This is a genomic window from Luteitalea sp. (assembly GCF_022842525.1).
In the GTDB taxonomy this organism is placed as follows: domain Bacteria; phylum Acidobacteriota; class Vicinamibacteria; order Vicinamibacterales; family Vicinamibacteraceae; genus Luteitalea.
On the sequence record NZ_JALHPM010000035.1, the window covers coordinates 13,248 to 29,067 of the forward strand.

Genomic DNA, 15,820 nt, shown 5'->3' on the forward strand with positions numbered 1-15,820 from the left:
GTCCTCGAATCTAGCGACGAACCAGCAGCATGGCGCCATCGACGACGACCCGGCTCGACGGGTCGAGGCCGCGCAAGACGGGGACGAGGTCGCCGTGACGGGTCCCGATTTCCACCGGCACCGCGCGAAAGCGTCCCGGCGCCGATTCGACGAACACGGTGATGCGGTCTTCGCCGTGCACGATGGCGGCCGGCGGCACGACGGGCAGGTCGCGAAAGTTGGCGGTGTAGCGCACGCGGCCGAACATCTCCGGACGCAAGCGCCCATCGGGATTGGCCAGGCTGGCGCGCACTCGAACGGTGCGGGTCTGCGGATCCACGGATTCACCGATGCGCGCGACCTTGGCCTGGAATGTCTCGTCCGGGAACGCCGCCAGTGTCACCGACAGGGGTGACCCGACCGTGACCAGTCGGATCTGGGTTTCCGGCACGTCCGCCGTCACAAAGACTTCGCCGAGATCGGCGATCGTCAGCAACGGGTCGGCGGTGTCGCTGCGATACTCCCCGGCCACACCCGTCATCTCGAGGACCTTGCCGGCAACCGGCGCTCTCAGCGTGAGTACACCTTCGGAGGCCTCGGGGTCGACGCCGTAGATCGCGAGTTTGCGACGGCCCTCCGCCACACTGGCCTGCGCCGACTCGACGTCGGCGTTCGCCTGCGCCGCCGCGGCGTCGGCGACGAGCACGTCCTTCTGCGCAATCGCCTGATTCTCAAACAGATCGTGCACGCGGGTGCGGTCGGCCTCGGCTTTGGCCTGCGCCGCGCGCGCCTGCCCGAGCCGCGCGGACGCCTGCCGCAACACCGAGATCGTCGTGTCGACCTCGGGACTCTGCAGGGCCAGCAGTGGCATCCCCTGCTTCACCGCATCGCCGACGCGCACAAACACCCGCGCCACGCGTCCGGCCGCCGGTACCGCCACCTTGGCGATCCGGTTGGGATCGGCTTCGATCTTCCCCGGCGCGTTGATGACGTCGACCGGCACGCGTGCGGTCTGCACCGACTGCAGGGTGATGCGCTTGAGTTGCGGCGAGTCAGGAGCAAAGACGACGTCATCCGAGGTGGCGGTGACGCCAGCTCCGCCGACGGCAGTCCCTGTCGTCGTATTCGCCGGGGCCGACCGGCGACAAGCGCCAGCTGCCACCGCAAAGGCCGAGATCGTGAAGAGGAGGACGATCGGACGTGTCATGGCCGACGATCACCCGCTGCGGCGCGCAGCTGGAACACGCTCCGGGCAAAATCGGCGCGAGCGTCGTTGTAGGTTTGCATCGTGTCGTTGTACGCCCGCTGCGCATCGAGGTATTCGATGAGGCTCGCTTCACCTCGTCGGTACGAGTACTCGGTGATCCGCCGGACCTCGCGAGCGCGGTCCAGCATGCTGGCTTCGAGGCGATCGAGAATGGCCCGCGACGCCTCGTACTGGGCGAACGAGGTGTCGACGTCCTGACGGACATTCCGCTCCAGCACCGCTCCCTGCAACTCGAGCTGCTGCTGCTCTGCCCTGGCGCGGGCAATCTCGCCCTGATTCCGGTTGAACAGTGGCAGGTTGCTACTAAAGAAGACACCAATCGAGTTGCCCTTGCCAGCGACGCCCTGCTGCCGGCGGTACTCGGCACCCACCGAGTAGTCGACCAGCCCCTGTGCCAGTTGCAGTCGTACTTCGGCTTGCGAACGCGCCTGCTCGGCCCGCGCGGCGAGGAGATCCGGTCGCTGCGCCAGCGCTCGTGCCGTCACATCGGCGAGATCGACGGCCGGACGGACGCGGCTCGGGTCATCTTCAATCTCCGGCAATGGGTCGGTCGCGGCGAGGCCGATTAGCGCCTGCAGTCTTGTCCGCGCCACCCGCAAGCCGACCTCCGCCTGACGAACGGTGGTCTCGAATTGCAGTTGCGCGAGCTGGGTTCGCAACAGTTCGACCGCGGCCAGATCGCCGGCGCGGACCCGTTGTTCGTTGAGCCGTACCAGGTCATTCAGTGCCGCCAGGCTGTCCTGGGCGAGCGCGAGTGTCGAGCGAGCTCGAAGCACGTCTGCGCATGCCGTCTGCACGTCCAGCGTCAGTTGCCGGACACGGTCTTCAAACAGCAGTTGGCTCGTCGTGCGCACGGCAGTGGCCAAGTCAATCCGTCGCGCCCGTTTGCCGCCGCGCTCGAACAGGAAATCGGTTCGCGCGCTGTACTCCGGCGGCCCGGCGTTGTTGACCTGGTCGTAGCCTGTGCCGAGCCAGTCGAGATGATCGGCGCCAAGGCTGAATACAGGATTCGGCCGCAGTCGCGCGGTGACCAGGCGAGCATCCGCAATCGAGAGATTGACACGTTCGGCGAGTACGGCCAGGTTGTGCTCGAGAGCCCGGTCCACGGCCTGGTCAATCGTCAGGGCAGCGCGCGTCTGTCCCCAGGCCGTCGACCCGCACACCGTTACCACCAGAAGAACGAGCCACGTGAGGCGCACGCTGCCGCGTAGTGCAGGGGTTGTGCCTGAACCTTCGGCACGGCAATTCGCTAGTCTTTCCCGCCCACCACTCTCGGGTCCGGCGGTCAGCCGGCAGCACCGACCGGGCAACTTGCATCGAAACGGCCTCACGGTTCCTGCATTTCGCCCGGACAACGCGACACCGCGGCAGGCCGGGCTTGCCCAGTGCCGCGCGGCGTGGGATTCTTGGCCCATGTCAGCTGTCTTGCAAGAGGGCACCGGACGATGACGGGAACCTTTGTCGCCTGTCAGGCGCCCTGGTCCGCGCTGATTGTGGATGACGATGCCGGCGTGCGGCAGTCCCTGCGCCTATGCCTCGAAGCGGCTGGCGCTCGCGTGCTCGGCGTGGCCACGGGACAAGCGGCGCTCGAAGCTCTGGAACGCGCCCACTTCGACGTCGTGTTCCTTGATCTCTGGCTGGGCGCCGAGGCGGGCATTGAGGTGTTGCCAGAGATGCTCCAGCGACAGACCGACCTCGGTGTCATCGTCGTCACGGCATTCGCCTCCATCGAAAGCGCCGTGGATGCCGTGAAACGGGGGGCGGTGGACTACATTCCGAAGCCGTTCACGCCCGACCAGATTCGCCTGACCGCCAACCGGGTCCTTGAAGCACAGCGGCTCCGACGGCGACTGACCGAGTTGCAGGACGCCCTCGATGAAACGGGTGAGCCGGCCCTCTTCGACACGCGCAGCCAGACGTTCCGGCAGTTCCTTCACACCGCCGGCCGCGCTGCCGCCTCTGATGCCGTCGTCCTGTTGCGTGGCGAAAGCGGGACGGGCAAGAACCTCCTCGCCCGCTGGCTGCGCGCCAACGGCCCGCGGGCCACGGCGCCGTTTGCGACGGTGAACTGTCCGGCCCTGGCTGGCGAGCTGATGACGAGCGCGCTCTTCGGCCACCGCAAAGGGGCCTTTACTGGCGCCGTCGCCGATGTCGCTGGCAAGGTGCAGGAGGCCGAAGGCGGCACGTTGTTCCTCGACGAAGTCGGCGATCTCAGCGCTGATGCGCAAGCTCGCCTGCTGCGCTTTCTCAACGACCGCACCTACGAGCGCCTGGGCGAAGCGCGCGAACGCCAGGCCGATGTGCGGGTCATCGCGGCGACCAATCGAGCGCTGGACGCCGAAGTGCAGAGCGGCCGTTTCCGCGAGGATTTGTTCTACCGTCTCAACGTCATCACCCTCACGGTGCCGCCGTTGCGCGAGCGCGCCGAAGACATCCGGTTGCTCGCCGACTACTACCTAGAACGGTTCGGACGCAAACAGGGCCGTCACGACCTGCGGTTCTCTCCGGAGGCCGACCGTGCGATGCAGGCGCACGCGTGGCCCGGCAACCTCCGCGAGCTGCGCAATGCCGTTGAACGAGCGGTCATTCTCGCGCCAGGTCCGCAGCTGACGCCAGCCGACCTCGGGCTCGCAAACGGTGCTCATTCGACACCGTCGGCCGACGGCGGCGTCCGCGTTGGCGCGCCGATCTCGCTCGATCTGCTCGAACGTGAACACATTGCCCGCGTCGTCGCGCAAGCGCCCTCATTAGAGGCCGCCGCGCGGACGCTGGACATCGACGCCACGACCCTGCAGCGCAAACGCAAGCGCTATGGCCTGGTCTGACCGCATGTTGCGCATCAGCCTGCGTCAACGTTTCGGGATCGCGGCGGTGCTGCTCGTCTGCACGACGGTGATGGCCAGCATGTGGACGTTCGTCGCCCTGTCTCGTCTCAGCGGCGTGGTCACGGACACGGTTCGTGACAGCGAAGCCGTCACCGCGGTCACCTCCAAGCTGTCGGGGGCGCTGGAACGCGAAGACGACGCGGTGCTCCTGGTGCTGGCCGGTGAGGCGCAGGGGCGGGCCGAGCTGGCGCGTGAGCGGACGGTCGTGGACCGGGCGGTCGGCGATCTGTTCGATGTCCTCGGCCCCGTCGATGAACAGGAGCTGGCCACGCCGCTCAAGACCGCGCTCGAAGAGTATCGTCAAGCGGCGGATGCGGTGATTCCGGTCGCGTCGGCCGAAGAAGCCCTCGGCCAGTATCACGAGCGCGCCAACCCGTTGCTCCGCCGCGCCGTAAACCTCACCACGGTCATTCGCGATCGGCACTTCACCCTCGCCCGCCAGGCGGTGACGACCGCCCGTGACGAGGCGGCATCATCGCGTCGCGCGGTTCTCTTCACCACCGTGGTGGCACTGGCCTTCGCGGTGCTGGTGTCGTGGCACCTGACGAATCGGATTGTGACGCCGCTTCGCCGGCTCACACGCGGGGCCGACGCCATTCGTCGCGGCGAGTTCGATGAACGCATCGACCTGCGCTCCGGCGACGAGCTGGGTGAACTGGCCGCCGCCTTCAACGATATGGCCACCGACCTGGCCGAGTTCCGCCGCACGAACGTGCGCGAGATGATCGAGGCGAAGCAGGCGCTGGAAGCGACCTTGGAAGCCTTGCCCGACGCCGTGTTGCTGCTGGCGCCAGACGGCCGAATCCTGTCGATGAATCGCATGGCGCAGGCGACCTGTCGCGCCGCACACCTGGCCACACCCGCAACACTGCACGAATTGCATCTGGAGGGGCTGGACCACGCGACGATTCTCGAGGCGCTGCGAACGGCCAGCGAGGTCGGCCTGAATACCGACCTGACGCGAACGGTACAGATCGAACGTCAGGGCCGCCGACATCGCCTCCTGCCCCGCGTCGTTCACATGCCGACCACCGGCGCCCCCCACGGTGCCATCCTGCTGCTGTCAGACGTCACGGAACTGGCGCGGGTCGATGAGATGCGGTCGGAGCTGGTCGCCGTGGCATCGCACGAACTGCAGACCCCTCTGACGACCCTGCGGATGACGCTGCTGATGTTGCAGGAAGCCGCAGCGGCCCTGCCGGCGCGCGAACAGGAACTCATTGCCACGTCACTGATGGGCGTCGAGCAGCTGAACGAAACCGTCCACGAATTTCTCGATCTGACGCGCATCGAGGCAGGGGAACTGCGCCTCGCGCTCGAACCGGTTCAGCTGACGCGCTTGCTGGCCGAAGTCGTCGGCTCTGCCGAGGCGCAAGCAGCGGGGTTAGGGGTCAGCATGGAACGCGCTGTCGCGAGCAATCTGCCGCCGCTCGCGGCCGACCGCCCCCGGCTCCGCATCGTCTTCGACAACCTGCTCTCGAACGCGTTGAAGTACACGCCGCGTGGCGGCGCAATCAGGGTCGAGGCCACCTTCGAGCGACCATCCGGCGACGCCCGCGTGGGCCAGGTGGCCATCTCGGTCCACGACACCGGCCCGGGGATTCCCCGCGAGTATCGAGAGCGGGTCTTCGAGAAGTTCTTCCGTCTCGAACACCAGCACCTCGACGATCGACGTACTGCGCGTGGTGCCGGCATCGGACTCTACATGTGCCGCCAGATCGTGGAGTTGCATGGCGGCAGGATTCGCTGTACGACCGGTGACGGCGAGATCGGCACACGGATTACGGTGCAACTGCCGGTTCGGCAGCGCGTATTCGAGGCTGCAGACGCACTGGCGCCGTCAGCCTGACACGTTCGTCCCGGCTACGGCCGGCACTCGAGGTTCAACGACCGGACTTTGCCCGCGAGGGAGGCGTCGAGACGCGGCACGGACGTGCCGGCGGCAAAGCGGGCAGTCGCGCCAGACAGTTCAGGCTGAGCGTGCAGGCTGAGCGTGGCGGACAGTCCGACCTGAAGACTGCGAATGCGGCCATCCCACGTCCCGGACGGCGAGGGTAAGGTCGCCAGTGACGAGATGCGGCGCGGACCGTTCACCACCGTGCGCTCGCCGGCGTATGAGACGTCGCTGAAGATGAACGCGTAGCATCCGTTGGGATTCGGCGCACCAGGCGAAGCCGACGACGAGGACTGACGCACGGCCGGGGCGCACGCGGACAACACGATCGTCATGGACATGAAGAGGATGACTCTTGTCACCAGGACCCGATCTTAGCGCAGTCCGCGTGTGGCTCGTAGCGACCGTCGCCTTCGTGGTGGCCAGCGGTATCTGGCTATCGGGACAGGCGCCGCCGGCTTTCCGCGGCGGTGTCGATCTCGTCAACGTCGATGTCACCGTACGTGACGGCCAGCAGCGTCTTATCAGAGATCTCGGGCGCAGCGACTTCACGGTGTTCGAGGACAACCGCCCGCAGCAGGTCGTGCACTTCCAGCCGATCGGCGTGCCCTTGGCCGTGGCGTTACTCCTCGATACCAGTGCCAGCATGCAGGAGAGCATGGCTGCCGCCCAGCAAGCCGCGGTGGGGTTCGTCGATGCCCTGAGCGAACGGGATGTCGCGTCAGTGGTCGACTTCGATTCGAAGGTCGAGATCGTTCAGGATTTCACAGGCGACCGACAGGCCCTGCATGAGGCGATCGGTCGTGTCCACGCGGGCGGCTCGACGTCACTTTACAACGCCGTCTACATCGCGCTCAGGGGTCTGGAACGCCAGCGCGCCGAACCTGCAAACCTCCGGCGCCGGGCGATTGTCGTGTTGTCGGATGGCGAGGACACATCGAGCCTCCTGAGCTTCGACGAAGTACTCGACACGGCAGTGCGGTCGGGCATCGCGATCTATGCCATCGGTCTTGGCTGGCGGATGTCGTTACCGACAGTGAGCGCTGAACGCCCGGGGCAGTACGATCTGCGTCGCCTGGCGCAACAGACGGGCGGTCGTGCCTTCTTCCCTCAGCAGTCCACGGAACTGGCCGCCCTCTACCGCGACATTCTCGACGAACTGTCGCACCAGTACGCCCTGGCGTACCAGTCGACCAACACGGCTCGCGACGGCCGGTACCGGCGGATCGCCGTGCGCGTCGAGCGTGGCGGCGTGACGGTCCGCGCACGACCCGGGTACTACGGACCCAGCCGATGAGTCACCATGACGTACCGCGTTCGACATGGCGCCGCATTCACGGCGACCTGGTCACCTGCGTGCATCACGTAGCCGATGATCTGTACATCATCGAGGCGATTGACGACACGAGGGCCGTGCAGCCGCTGGACGGACGTTTCGAGACACTGCAAGCCGCGCAGGCTTCGGCTGATGAACAAGTGCGCCGGCGATTTCGCCATCGCTGTTCCACGGATCACTGCAGCGGTTGGCTCGAGTGGCTGCCTAGGCGTTAGTCGCGAATCTGATCACGATACGTGGACGATAGCAGCGCCTCGGTCAACGCGTGAACGGACGGAACTCCGCCCGGATAGATACGTCAGGTGGGTGCGAGCCGCCGCGCGACAGGCTCTGGCAGGCCGAAGATGTCGCGACCGCGACACAGCACCGTCGGAGTGTCATAGCCTCGTCGCCCATCAAGGAGTTCCAGCGCATCGACGTCGACGACGTCGTAGTCGTCGTCCGGCAGGCCAAGTCGTCGCAACGCCAGATTGAGCCGGGCCTGCATGGTCGCAGTATTGGCGCAGCCGCTCCGGGTGAGGACGACGAGCCTCCCCGTTGCGGCGTTCCGTCCGGCTTCTGCGGGACTTTCCGTACCCATGAGCAGCAGTATCGCACCCCACAGGGATTGGGCCTCGCCGTTCTCAGGCACCCCTCCATCAGACGCGCCTGATCGTCACGGCCTCCACAGCAAAGGCCCCATCGCCGCAGACGCGAGGATAACCACGACTGGGGGAACCCGTCCGCTCGCGAGAGCGACGACACCGCCAAGCGCCAGGGCCGTGAGCGGCCAGGTCGGAATGGCGTCGGCGGCCAGCTGTGTGCTCGTCGCGGCCATCAGGACACACGACGCCAGGACGATGGCCGAGCAGGCGCCCCGGACCGGCGCTGCCTGCTGGCGGAGGACCAGGCGCACGGTCGCCACGACCAACACGGCTGGCGACGCGAGGGCCAGCACAACTACGAGGGCCCCGGCCCAGCCCGCCGCGAAGTAGCCGGCCATGACGACGTACAGCCCGAGAGGCCCGGGTGACGCCGGGCTGATCGCGCTGCCACTGTTCAGTTGCTGGTCGGTGATCACCGCGCGAGCGACGACCAGCTCTTCTCGAATCACAGGCAAAGAGGCGAAGCCGCTGAACGACAACCACATAGCCGTCCGCGCTCGTGGCAATGTTTCACGATGATCTTTCGCAGTGGCACGAGTCCCCCCGAATGCATTTCGTTAAACGCTGGTCGGGGATCGACAGGGTCGGTGTATCGCAACGGCCATGAGACACGCCCCGAACTGCGTCCGCATCTCGCACACCGCGGCTGGGTGCGCCATCGAAACCCCAGGTCTTCCGAGACGGCGAGCTGAGTACGGCCAAGCTGCATCCGACACACAGCTTGGCCGTGAGCTGGGCCGACGAAATTCACCGCAGCTAAAGGCTGGCTGGTCACGCCAGCTCTAGTCACGGATTTCGATGCATCGGTGAACTTGCGCAGGCCGCGCACAGCTTTGGGCGTATGCTCTGAGAGCAATCCATCGGGAATGTCGCTGAAAACACCAGCTCTGTTCACGCCTGGCCCATCGTGTCCGGCCTGCCAGAGCCCCGCAACGGTTCTGACGGTGACGCGGTTCAACATCGAACGCTGGTACTTCTGCACTGCGTGCGAACACTTATGGCTTGTGGCCGACGGGTGCATGCCTTCTCCGCCCAGATGATCAGACCGACGTAACTGCCGAGCAACTCGGAGGCGTGCCAGCGGATCGGGGTCGTTTGGATTCGCCATGGTGACGAACGCCGCGGTGTTCAGCCGCTGCACATGAAGCCGGGTGTATTCCGCCTCGAGGCGGCGCGAACAGGCGCCGGGAGCATCTGAAGGTCCCGGGGGATGAGTCTGCGCTTTACGGGACTCGGAACTTACCTCGGGTTCTCGCTATTGCCGTCGCTCCATTTGGCGCTGTTGGCGCTGACGTTAACGTGCTACGTCGCGATGACAAGGTCGTGGAGGCCAGATTGAAGCGCCGTGGGTGGATCTGAGCCCTGATGGGCCACTAAAGCAGCGTCCCGCGCAGAAGCATCAGCGCGACGCTGAAATAGATGATCAAGCCGGTGACATCGACCAGGGTCGCGACAAACGGCGCCGATGAGGTTGCGGGGTCAAAGCCGAGCCGCCGCAACACGAACGGCAGCAGCGATCCGACGAGTGTCCCCCAAAGGACGATGCCGACCAGCGCCAGTCCGACCGTCCACGCCACCAGCAGCCAGTGCGGGCCGTAGATGGTCGAGAACGCCGACCAGATACTGATGCGCAGGAAGCCAATGGTGCCAAGGATGGCGCCCAGCGCCAGTCCGGCGGCGATCTCGCGCCGGACCACGCGCCACCAGTCACGCAACGTGACCTCGCCCAGCGCGAGGGCACGAATGACCAGCGTCGACGCCTGCGAACCCGAGTTGCCGCCGCTCGAGATGATGAGCGGGACGAACAGCGCAAGGACGACCGCACGCTCGATCTCCGCTTCGAACGCCCCCATCGCGGTCGCCGTCAACATTTCGCCGAGGAACAGGGCGGTCAGCCAGCCGGCCCGCTTCTGAATCATCCGTCTGAAGGAGATCACCATGTAGGGCTCGTCGAGAGCTTCCGAACCGCCGATGCGCTGAATCTCTTCCGTCGTCCGGGCTTCCGCGACGTCCAGGACGTCATCGATGGTGACGATGCCGATGAGCATGCCAGCGGTGTCGGTGACCGGCAACGCCGTCCGGTCGTGCGCTCGAAACTCGGCGACGGCCGCTGCCTGATCGTCGGTCGCCTTGAGCGCCACGTAGCGCCGGTCCATCAAGTCCGAGACCCGGCTGGACGGCTTCGTCAGCAGGAGCTCGCGAATCCGGATGTCGTCGATCAGCCGGCCATGCTCGTCGAGCACGTAGATGACGTTGAGCGTCTCCGAGTCCTGGCCGTGCTCGCGGATGAAATCGAGCACTTCCTGAATCGTCCAGTGCTCCCCGACCGCGATATACGCGGGCGTCATCAGGCGGCCGATCGAAGCCTCGGGATAGCCGAGCAGCGTGCTGGCGATCGCCCGTTCCTCCGGCGTCAGCAGGGCCAGCAGCTGCCGCGTGACCGGCGCCGGCAGTTCTTCGAGGAACATCGTGCGGTCGTCTGGCGCCATCTCGTTGAGCAGCGCGGCGACGTCTTCCTGCGCCATTGCTTTCAGCAGCCGCTCCTGTTCGTCGTGGGTCAGGTACTCGAACGCGGCGGCGGCATCCTTGCGCGGCAACAGGCGGAAGACGACCACCTGGTCCTCGATCGTCAGGTCGGCGAGCATCGTCGCCACCGATTCCGCCGGGCGATTGCGGATCATGTCGCGCAGCCGCGCGTAGTCGCGTGTGCGCACGATGGCGGCGAGTTCATCGCCGGGGCGCGCGGCCGTCTGGATTGCCGCGAGCGCGGCCTCGCGGCCAGGTCCGTTGAGTTGTTCCGCCATTTGCGTCAGGGCCGCTCGCACCACATCGTGGTGATGGACGTGTGGTCCGACCGCCTTGACGGCGTCGAGCCATACGTGATGAATGAGATCGAGATCGCGCGAGGAGAGTTCGGGGTCGTGGGCGCCGAGATGATACGTGTCGGTCCGGCTGCTGCGGTGATGGACGACGAGCCGGACGCCCTGCAGGTGGCCGGTGTCGGCACGCTCCCACGCGTCGCCGAGCAGGCGCGCCTGCTGCTCGGCCGACAGGGTCGTCGATTCACCGACGTAGACATCGGATGCCTGCAGCCGCAGCACCGCCGTTACCGTGGCGTCGAACACGTTGTAGGCCGGGACGATCAGCAGCCGCACGGGACGGTCGTGACGCTCGGCGAGCGCCATGACGCGCGAGAAGAGCTCCTGCTCGGTCGCCGTCGGATGCGGAGCGTGCGGGTCTTCGTACTCGGCATCGAGGCCAACCAGGCGAACGGTCATCACGATGAGATCGCGATCGCCGGTCAGCGTCAGGGCGTGATTGAGATGGGCGAGCGAATGCGGATTGCGGACCGCAATCAGTACTCCGCCAGGCCTGGCCGCCACCTGCTCCAGGGTCAGGGCCGGTGACGAGATGAGCTGCAGCGGGTCCATGTCCTCGGCGGGACGTTCGGGCAGTTGTTCAGCCGAGAGTCCGAACAGGCTTGCTACCGTCAGTAAGGCCAGGCTGGCACCGATGGTCGGCGCATCGCCGCCCAGTACCATCGTGAGCCACGTGAGGCCGACGATGAGCCCGACTGTCACGAGGCCGAGCGGCCACTCACGCTGGCCTAGGGGCAGGGTAAACGGGACGCGGAACGGCGCCTCTTCGATCGGGCGGCGCAGCCGGATGAGCACCGTGACCTTCAGAACCAGCGTCCACGCCAGGCACGCGGCATAGGCGTGCGCCAGCCATTCGACTCTGCCGGCGCTGCTGATGACGACCACGACCGCGACGCCGGCGGCCGTGTCGATCGCGCGTGCCAGCGTGCCGAGCCGGGCGTGCGGCACCGTGAGCGCGCGGGTGAGCCGCCCCTGCTGACCCAGCTGAACCAGCATCCGCTCGGCGCCGGATACGCCGGCTCGGGCCGCCTGCCCTAACAACAACGTGGCGGCGCCCCCCACCGCGAGGGTGATGACCGCTCTCGCCCACGCCGCCACCGGCAGATACTGCGTGATGCCGAGGAGCGGCACATCCGCCCACACCCGTTGCGCGTCGACCGGCAGCAGTGTCACGAACAGTAACGTCGACGCGACGGTGACGAACCCGCCGTAGGCGGTCAGGATGATCAGCGTGCGCCAGACCCCGCGAATCCGCGGTGGCTCGAGTTCAGCGGCTGCGCGCGCGAGGCTGTCGCCGCTGCCCACCGCGGGCAGCGCATGGCCGAACGCGAACACCAGGCCGAGCAGCACTCCGACAGCGGTCGCCGGCGCGTGCGCCAGGCCTTCCACGCCGCGGAACGGCGAGAGGGTGCCGAACACCGCTGGCGTGGCGACGACAGCCGTCACTGCCCAGACGATAACGACGAGGACGATGCCGACCGCGATCCACGTGCGGGTCACCGTGCGGTTGACATCCGTGGTGTAGCCCAGGCGCGCTCTCGCCCACGCGAAGCCGAGCAGCAGGACCGCCGCCAGACTGGCCGGATCCTCCGCCCGCAAGTAGCTCGGCCATAGCGTCGCCGGCACGAAGAGCCACATCGGCAGCGCCGCGACGTAGTGGCCGAAGACGAGTGCGACGAGCGCGGCGAACAGTACGCGCTCCAGGAGTTGCGCCGAGGCGGCCACCGCGGCTGCGCGGGCGCCAAACGCCACTCCCGCCCGCCCGGGCAGTCCACCGCTGACGCGGAGTCCCCACCCTTCCACGTCCACCGTCCGACACGTCAGGCCCAGGAGCACCGCGGCTGCCACCAACCACGGCGCCAGCGCACCGGAGCCCGAACTTGCCACGCCGGCAACGAAGAAGACCGCGACGCCGACGTCCGGGATGGCGAGCGCCGCGGCCCGCCACGCCGAGGCAAACCTGAGCAGAGTCGTCGGAACGAGGACGACCGGCACGCGTGCGCGTAAAGGCGGCAGAAAGGACGGCATCTTCGGGCGGAGAGCCCTATTGAATCTCGCAGTCGAGTTTCAGGGATTGCATTCGTCCCGTCAGGCCGCCTTCGTTCTGGGAGACGGTCGCTCCTCGTCCAAACCGTCCCGATCGGCCGCTGAGATTCGGATCGGCATAGACGGTTACAGCTGCGGTATCGCCGAGCCTGGCGCTTCGGATCCGGCGATCCCAGTCACCGTTCGGGGAGACGACTGTGGCGAGCGGCGCCACGCGGAGCGGTCCATCTAATACATAGCGTGACCCGTTGAACCCCGGACGCTCGAATACGAATGCGAAACAGCCATTCGGATTCGGCGCTGCCGTGGACACAAGGGGGAGCGTCGGCGCGGTGGCGCAGCTCGTAACACCCGTAATCGCGCAGATGAGGGCGAAATGCTTCACCACGACCGTTTCTATCGTAACGGCTTGACGTGCGGGAGCGCTACCGCGGTCGACGCGAGGCCCCGCTTGTCAGGGGTGGCGGACAGAGAAGGGACACGTGCTGATTCAGCATCTGCTGAACACGCTCAAGCCTGGCGGTGGGGCCATCATCGCGACGTTCGGCCCGGATGGTCCAGAGAAGCGCAACGGCCTGCCGGTCCAGCGGTACTCGCAGGACGCGCTGGCGCAGCAGTTCGGCACGCGCTTCGAACTCGTCGAAGCGCGGAACCGTGTCACACGACACCGTGGGGAGGCCAGCAGTCGTTTCAGTATTCTCGCCTGCGGCGCCCGCACTGAAGCACGGCTCGCCGCTCAGAAGTTCATCCAAACCCCGGCCGTCGAGCGACGCCCACGCGTCCACCGGCCGTCTGGCCCTTTGGCGGGCCGCAACAGCGAGTTCCAGCGGGTCTGTTCGCACGTCCGTGAGGTTCTCGGCGTTGATGAACAGGCGAACGCGCCCGACCCGTCGTTCCGCCAGGAGGCCCACGATGACGTAGGGCCGCGACGATTCCCGGTAGGGATTGACCTCGAGGCGCTGCCGCCCCGAGGTTTCGCTGAAAGTCTGGGAGGTGTTCTCGGGGCCTGTGACGACACGGGCGTCGGTGGGCCGGCGCCGGGATGTTCGATCCTGGATGACCTGAGGAAGACGCCCTCGGTCTGCGCATCCCCGAGGGCCTCCGCGCCGGCTTCCGTCGTCGAACGCCTCACCGCGACGCCGCACCCGGAGCCGCACGTCACTCTGACGCGCTGCACGCTGACGCGCGGTTCAGCGCTCGCCGCATGCGTGCCTTATTTGCGCGTCTCTGACTCCGTCAGCTGTACCCGTAGCGGCACCGTGGGTTGCCTTAAGAACCCGCGTGCCATGCTGCAACCATCGACTAGTCGATCACGAACGACGGCTGGTACGTCTTGTTCCCTCGCCTGTCGAAGTCGAACTCGTAGACGACGCATGGAGCGATCCCCTGATGCTGCTGGCCCAGGTAGAACAGCACACTATTGGGGCACGCCGCGAAGATGTGAACGACCGCGTCTAGATCGTCTGCCTTCAAGCGCCGGATCTCGTTTGCGATTTGTTCTGCGACCGCCGCAGCATGGCCGCCGCCCGAAATGTTCTGCTGGCCCGGTCCCGTCGGCAGGCTAGCGCTCAACAGCCGACCGACATCAGGCAGCCGCGACGCGGCGTAAGCGCGCGTCTGTGCTTCGGTGGCCTGCGAAATGCTGACTGCAACCGCGATATCCCTGCGACGCCCGCCCACCTCGTGAACGACCGTGTCGAGGCGCGCCCCAGTCGTCCCGTCGTCGGCCCGCCACGTTCTGGTTCCCACACGCCCCTTCTGAACAAGCTCAACGAGGACGCCTGACTTCAGATCGAGAGTCGCACCAGCCAGAAAAGCGATGGACGCGTGTGCGTCGAGAATCAGACGTACGCGGCCGACAGCCGCACGGACTCGCTCTCGCAGGAACAGCTGCACCTCCGGCCGAATGTCCCCCTGCCATCCGAGGTCGTCCCGGAGGTATCGCTCGCGAAAGTGGTCGACCAGTACAAGTGTGTTCTCTTCAGACGCGCCCACGACGTCCGATGCCGGCCCGAGGAAGCTCCGGACTGCAATGCTCAGCGGAACGGGGTCTTGGTCCGCACAAGCTGCGAACAGGCCTTCGTCGCGACACAGCTGCTCAAGGACTGCGCGTGTCAGCCCGTTCAGGCCGCGCACCTTGAGCTGGCGCGCCAGCTCGTCGTACCGAAACTCGGAATGCGCCTCGGTTTGGGCGAGCATTCCGACGACCCTCGCTCGCAAGTTGATGTTCGTCCGCAGCTCGTCGAGCGACCTGTGCCCCTCCAGAACGCGCAAGCCAGCCACGACACTGCGCAGTGCGGCATCATCCGGCAGACTGAGGTGTTCCCTCCAGAGCCGCCTCACCTGTCCCCTTCGACTCTTGTCCGTCGTACCGTCGAACAGACGTTCAAGGAGTAGCGACTTGTCATGACCGGAGATCAACTCCGCAAGTGGATCACCGTCCTTGACCCGGTGGGTCGTCACGAAGGCGAAGCGTGAACCTGTCGGCGCCTTGCTTTTCGCGTCCCGCAGTCGCTGCAGGAGCGAGTGCGCCTTCGCGCCGATGAAGGCCGGATCGACGAAGTCTTCAAATCCGAATCGACCGTCGTAGGCGACGTGCCACTTGACTTGATGGTACTCGGCAGGCACACGCTCAGGCCCAGACCTAACGACCGGCGGATCGTACTTGACCACCACGTCATCGAACGCCTTCGGACCGTCGGCCTCGAACGTCACCTCCACAACACAGGAGGTGTCGTCCAGCAGGTTGAGCGCGTTCTCCCAGAAGATGCGCGCCTGATAGTTGGCTCCATGCCACTGCGGCACTACTGAATCAGCCACGTCCGTCGCACCCTTCCGGCGACAGCGGCGCCTCGGCCGTGTCCGCAACCGGCACGAATAGCGCCAACAA

The 15,820-nt window shown here is 66.4% G+C and carries 11 protein-coding genes; 3 read left to right on the forward strand and 8 right to left on the reverse strand.

Annotated elements, in window-relative coordinates; translation table 11 throughout:
• Positions 1–10: 10 nt before the first annotated feature.
• Together Q0C41_RS09565 and Q0C41_RS09570 are read right to left on the reverse strand one after the other, a co-directional pair.
• Positions 11–1,186, reverse strand: coding sequence for an efflux RND transporter periplasmic adaptor subunit (locus Q0C41_RS09565; RefSeq protein ID WP_291983210.1), 1,176 nt, complete (start codon positions 1,184–1,186; stop codon positions 11–13).
• Positions 1,183–2,445 (reverse strand): TolC family protein, encoded by a 1,263-nt coding sequence (locus Q0C41_RS09570; RefSeq protein ID WP_291983211.1) that lies wholly within the window; start codon positions 2,443–2,445, stop codon positions 1,183–1,185. The genes Q0C41_RS09565 and Q0C41_RS09570 overlap by 4 nt, the downstream gene beginning before the upstream one ends.
• 246 nt (positions 2,446–2,691) lie before the next feature.
• On the opposite strand from Q0C41_RS09570, the gene Q0C41_RS09575 reads away from it, so the two are divergent.
• Positions 2,692–4,071, forward strand: a complete 1,380-nt coding sequence (locus tag Q0C41_RS09575; protein ID WP_291983260.1) for a sigma-54 dependent transcriptional regulator — start codon at positions 2,692–2,694, stop codon at positions 4,069–4,071.
• Positions 4,072–4,075: 4 nt separating this feature from the next.
• Positions 4,076–5,980 (forward strand): ATP-binding protein, encoded by a 1,905-nt coding sequence (locus Q0C41_RS09580; protein WP_291983213.1) that lies wholly within the window; start codon positions 4,076–4,078, stop codon positions 5,978–5,980.
• 14 nt (positions 5,981–5,994) lie between these two features.
• Here the strand turns inward: Q0C41_RS09580 and Q0C41_RS09585 are convergent, their stop codons facing one another.
• Positions 5,995–6,366, reverse strand: coding sequence for a hypothetical protein (locus Q0C41_RS09585; RefSeq protein WP_291983215.1), 372 nt, complete (start codon positions 6,364–6,366; stop codon positions 5,995–5,997).
• A gap of 74 nt (positions 6,367–6,440) precedes the next feature.
• Here Q0C41_RS09585 and Q0C41_RS09590 point away from each other — a divergent pair, with 74 nt between their 5' ends.
• Positions 6,441–7,322 carry a VWA domain-containing protein gene (locus Q0C41_RS09590; protein ID WP_291983217.1) on the forward strand — a complete coding sequence of 294 codons (882 nt, stop codon included), beginning with the start codon at positions 6,441–6,443 and terminating at the stop codon, positions 7,320–7,322.
• 337 nt (positions 7,323–7,659) lie between these two features.
• On the opposite strand, the gene Q0C41_RS09595 is transcribed toward Q0C41_RS09590, so the two are convergent.
• From Q0C41_RS09595 to Q0C41_RS09615, 5 genes are all read right to left on the reverse strand, one after another.
• A complete protein-coding gene (locus tag Q0C41_RS09595) occupies positions 7,660–7,848 on the reverse strand; it encodes a hypothetical protein (RefSeq protein ID WP_291983218.1) in 189 nt (62 codons plus the stop codon).
• Positions 7,849–8,016: 168 nt separating this feature from the next.
• A complete protein-coding gene (locus Q0C41_RS09600) occupies positions 8,017–8,490 on the reverse strand; it encodes a chromate transporter (RefSeq protein ID WP_291983220.1) in 474 nt (157 codons plus the stop codon).
• Between the two features lie 888 nt (positions 8,491–9,378).
• A complete protein-coding gene (gene mgtE / locus Q0C41_RS09605) occupies positions 9,379–12,879 on the reverse strand; it encodes a magnesium transporter (RefSeq protein ID WP_291983222.1) in 3,501 nt (1,166 codons plus the stop codon).
• A gap of 476 nt (positions 12,880–13,355) precedes the next feature.
• Positions 13,356–13,841 (reverse strand): hypothetical protein, encoded by a 486-nt coding sequence (locus tag Q0C41_RS09610; RefSeq protein ID WP_291983223.1) that lies wholly within the window; start codon positions 13,839–13,841, stop codon positions 13,356–13,358.
• Between the two features lie 391 nt (positions 13,842–14,232).
• Positions 14,233–15,750 (reverse strand): SAVED domain-containing protein, encoded by a 1,518-nt coding sequence (locus Q0C41_RS09615; RefSeq protein WP_291983225.1) that lies wholly within the window; start codon positions 15,748–15,750, stop codon positions 14,233–14,235.
• Positions 15,751–15,820 lie beyond the last annotated feature (70 nt).

Excerpts from the sequence above, each read along its gene's own strand:
- Q0C41_RS09565 (WP_291983210.1), bottom strand. The coding sequence starts at position 1,186 with ATGACACGTCCGATCGTCCTCCTCTTCACGATCTCGGCCTTTGCGGTG.
- Q0C41_RS09575 (WP_291983260.1), top strand. The coding sequence starts at position 2,692 with ATGACGGGAACCTTTGTCGCCTGTCAGGCGCCCTGGTCCGCGCTGATT.
- Q0C41_RS09580 (WP_291983213.1), top strand. The coding sequence starts at position 4,076 with ATGTTGCGCATCAGCCTGCGTCAACGTTTCGGGATCGCGGCGGTGCTG.
- Q0C41_RS09585 (WP_291983215.1), bottom strand. The coding sequence starts at position 6,366 with ATGTCCATGACGATCGTGTTGTCCGCGTGCGCCCCGGCCGTGCGTCAG.
- Q0C41_RS09595 (WP_291983218.1), bottom strand. The coding sequence starts at position 7,848 with ATGCAGGCCCGGCTCAATCTGGCGTTGCGACGACTTGGCCTGCCGGAC.
- Q0C41_RS09600 (WP_291983220.1), bottom strand. The coding sequence starts at position 8,490 with ATGTGGTTGTCGTTCAGCGGCTTCGCCTCTTTGCCTGTGATTCGAGAA.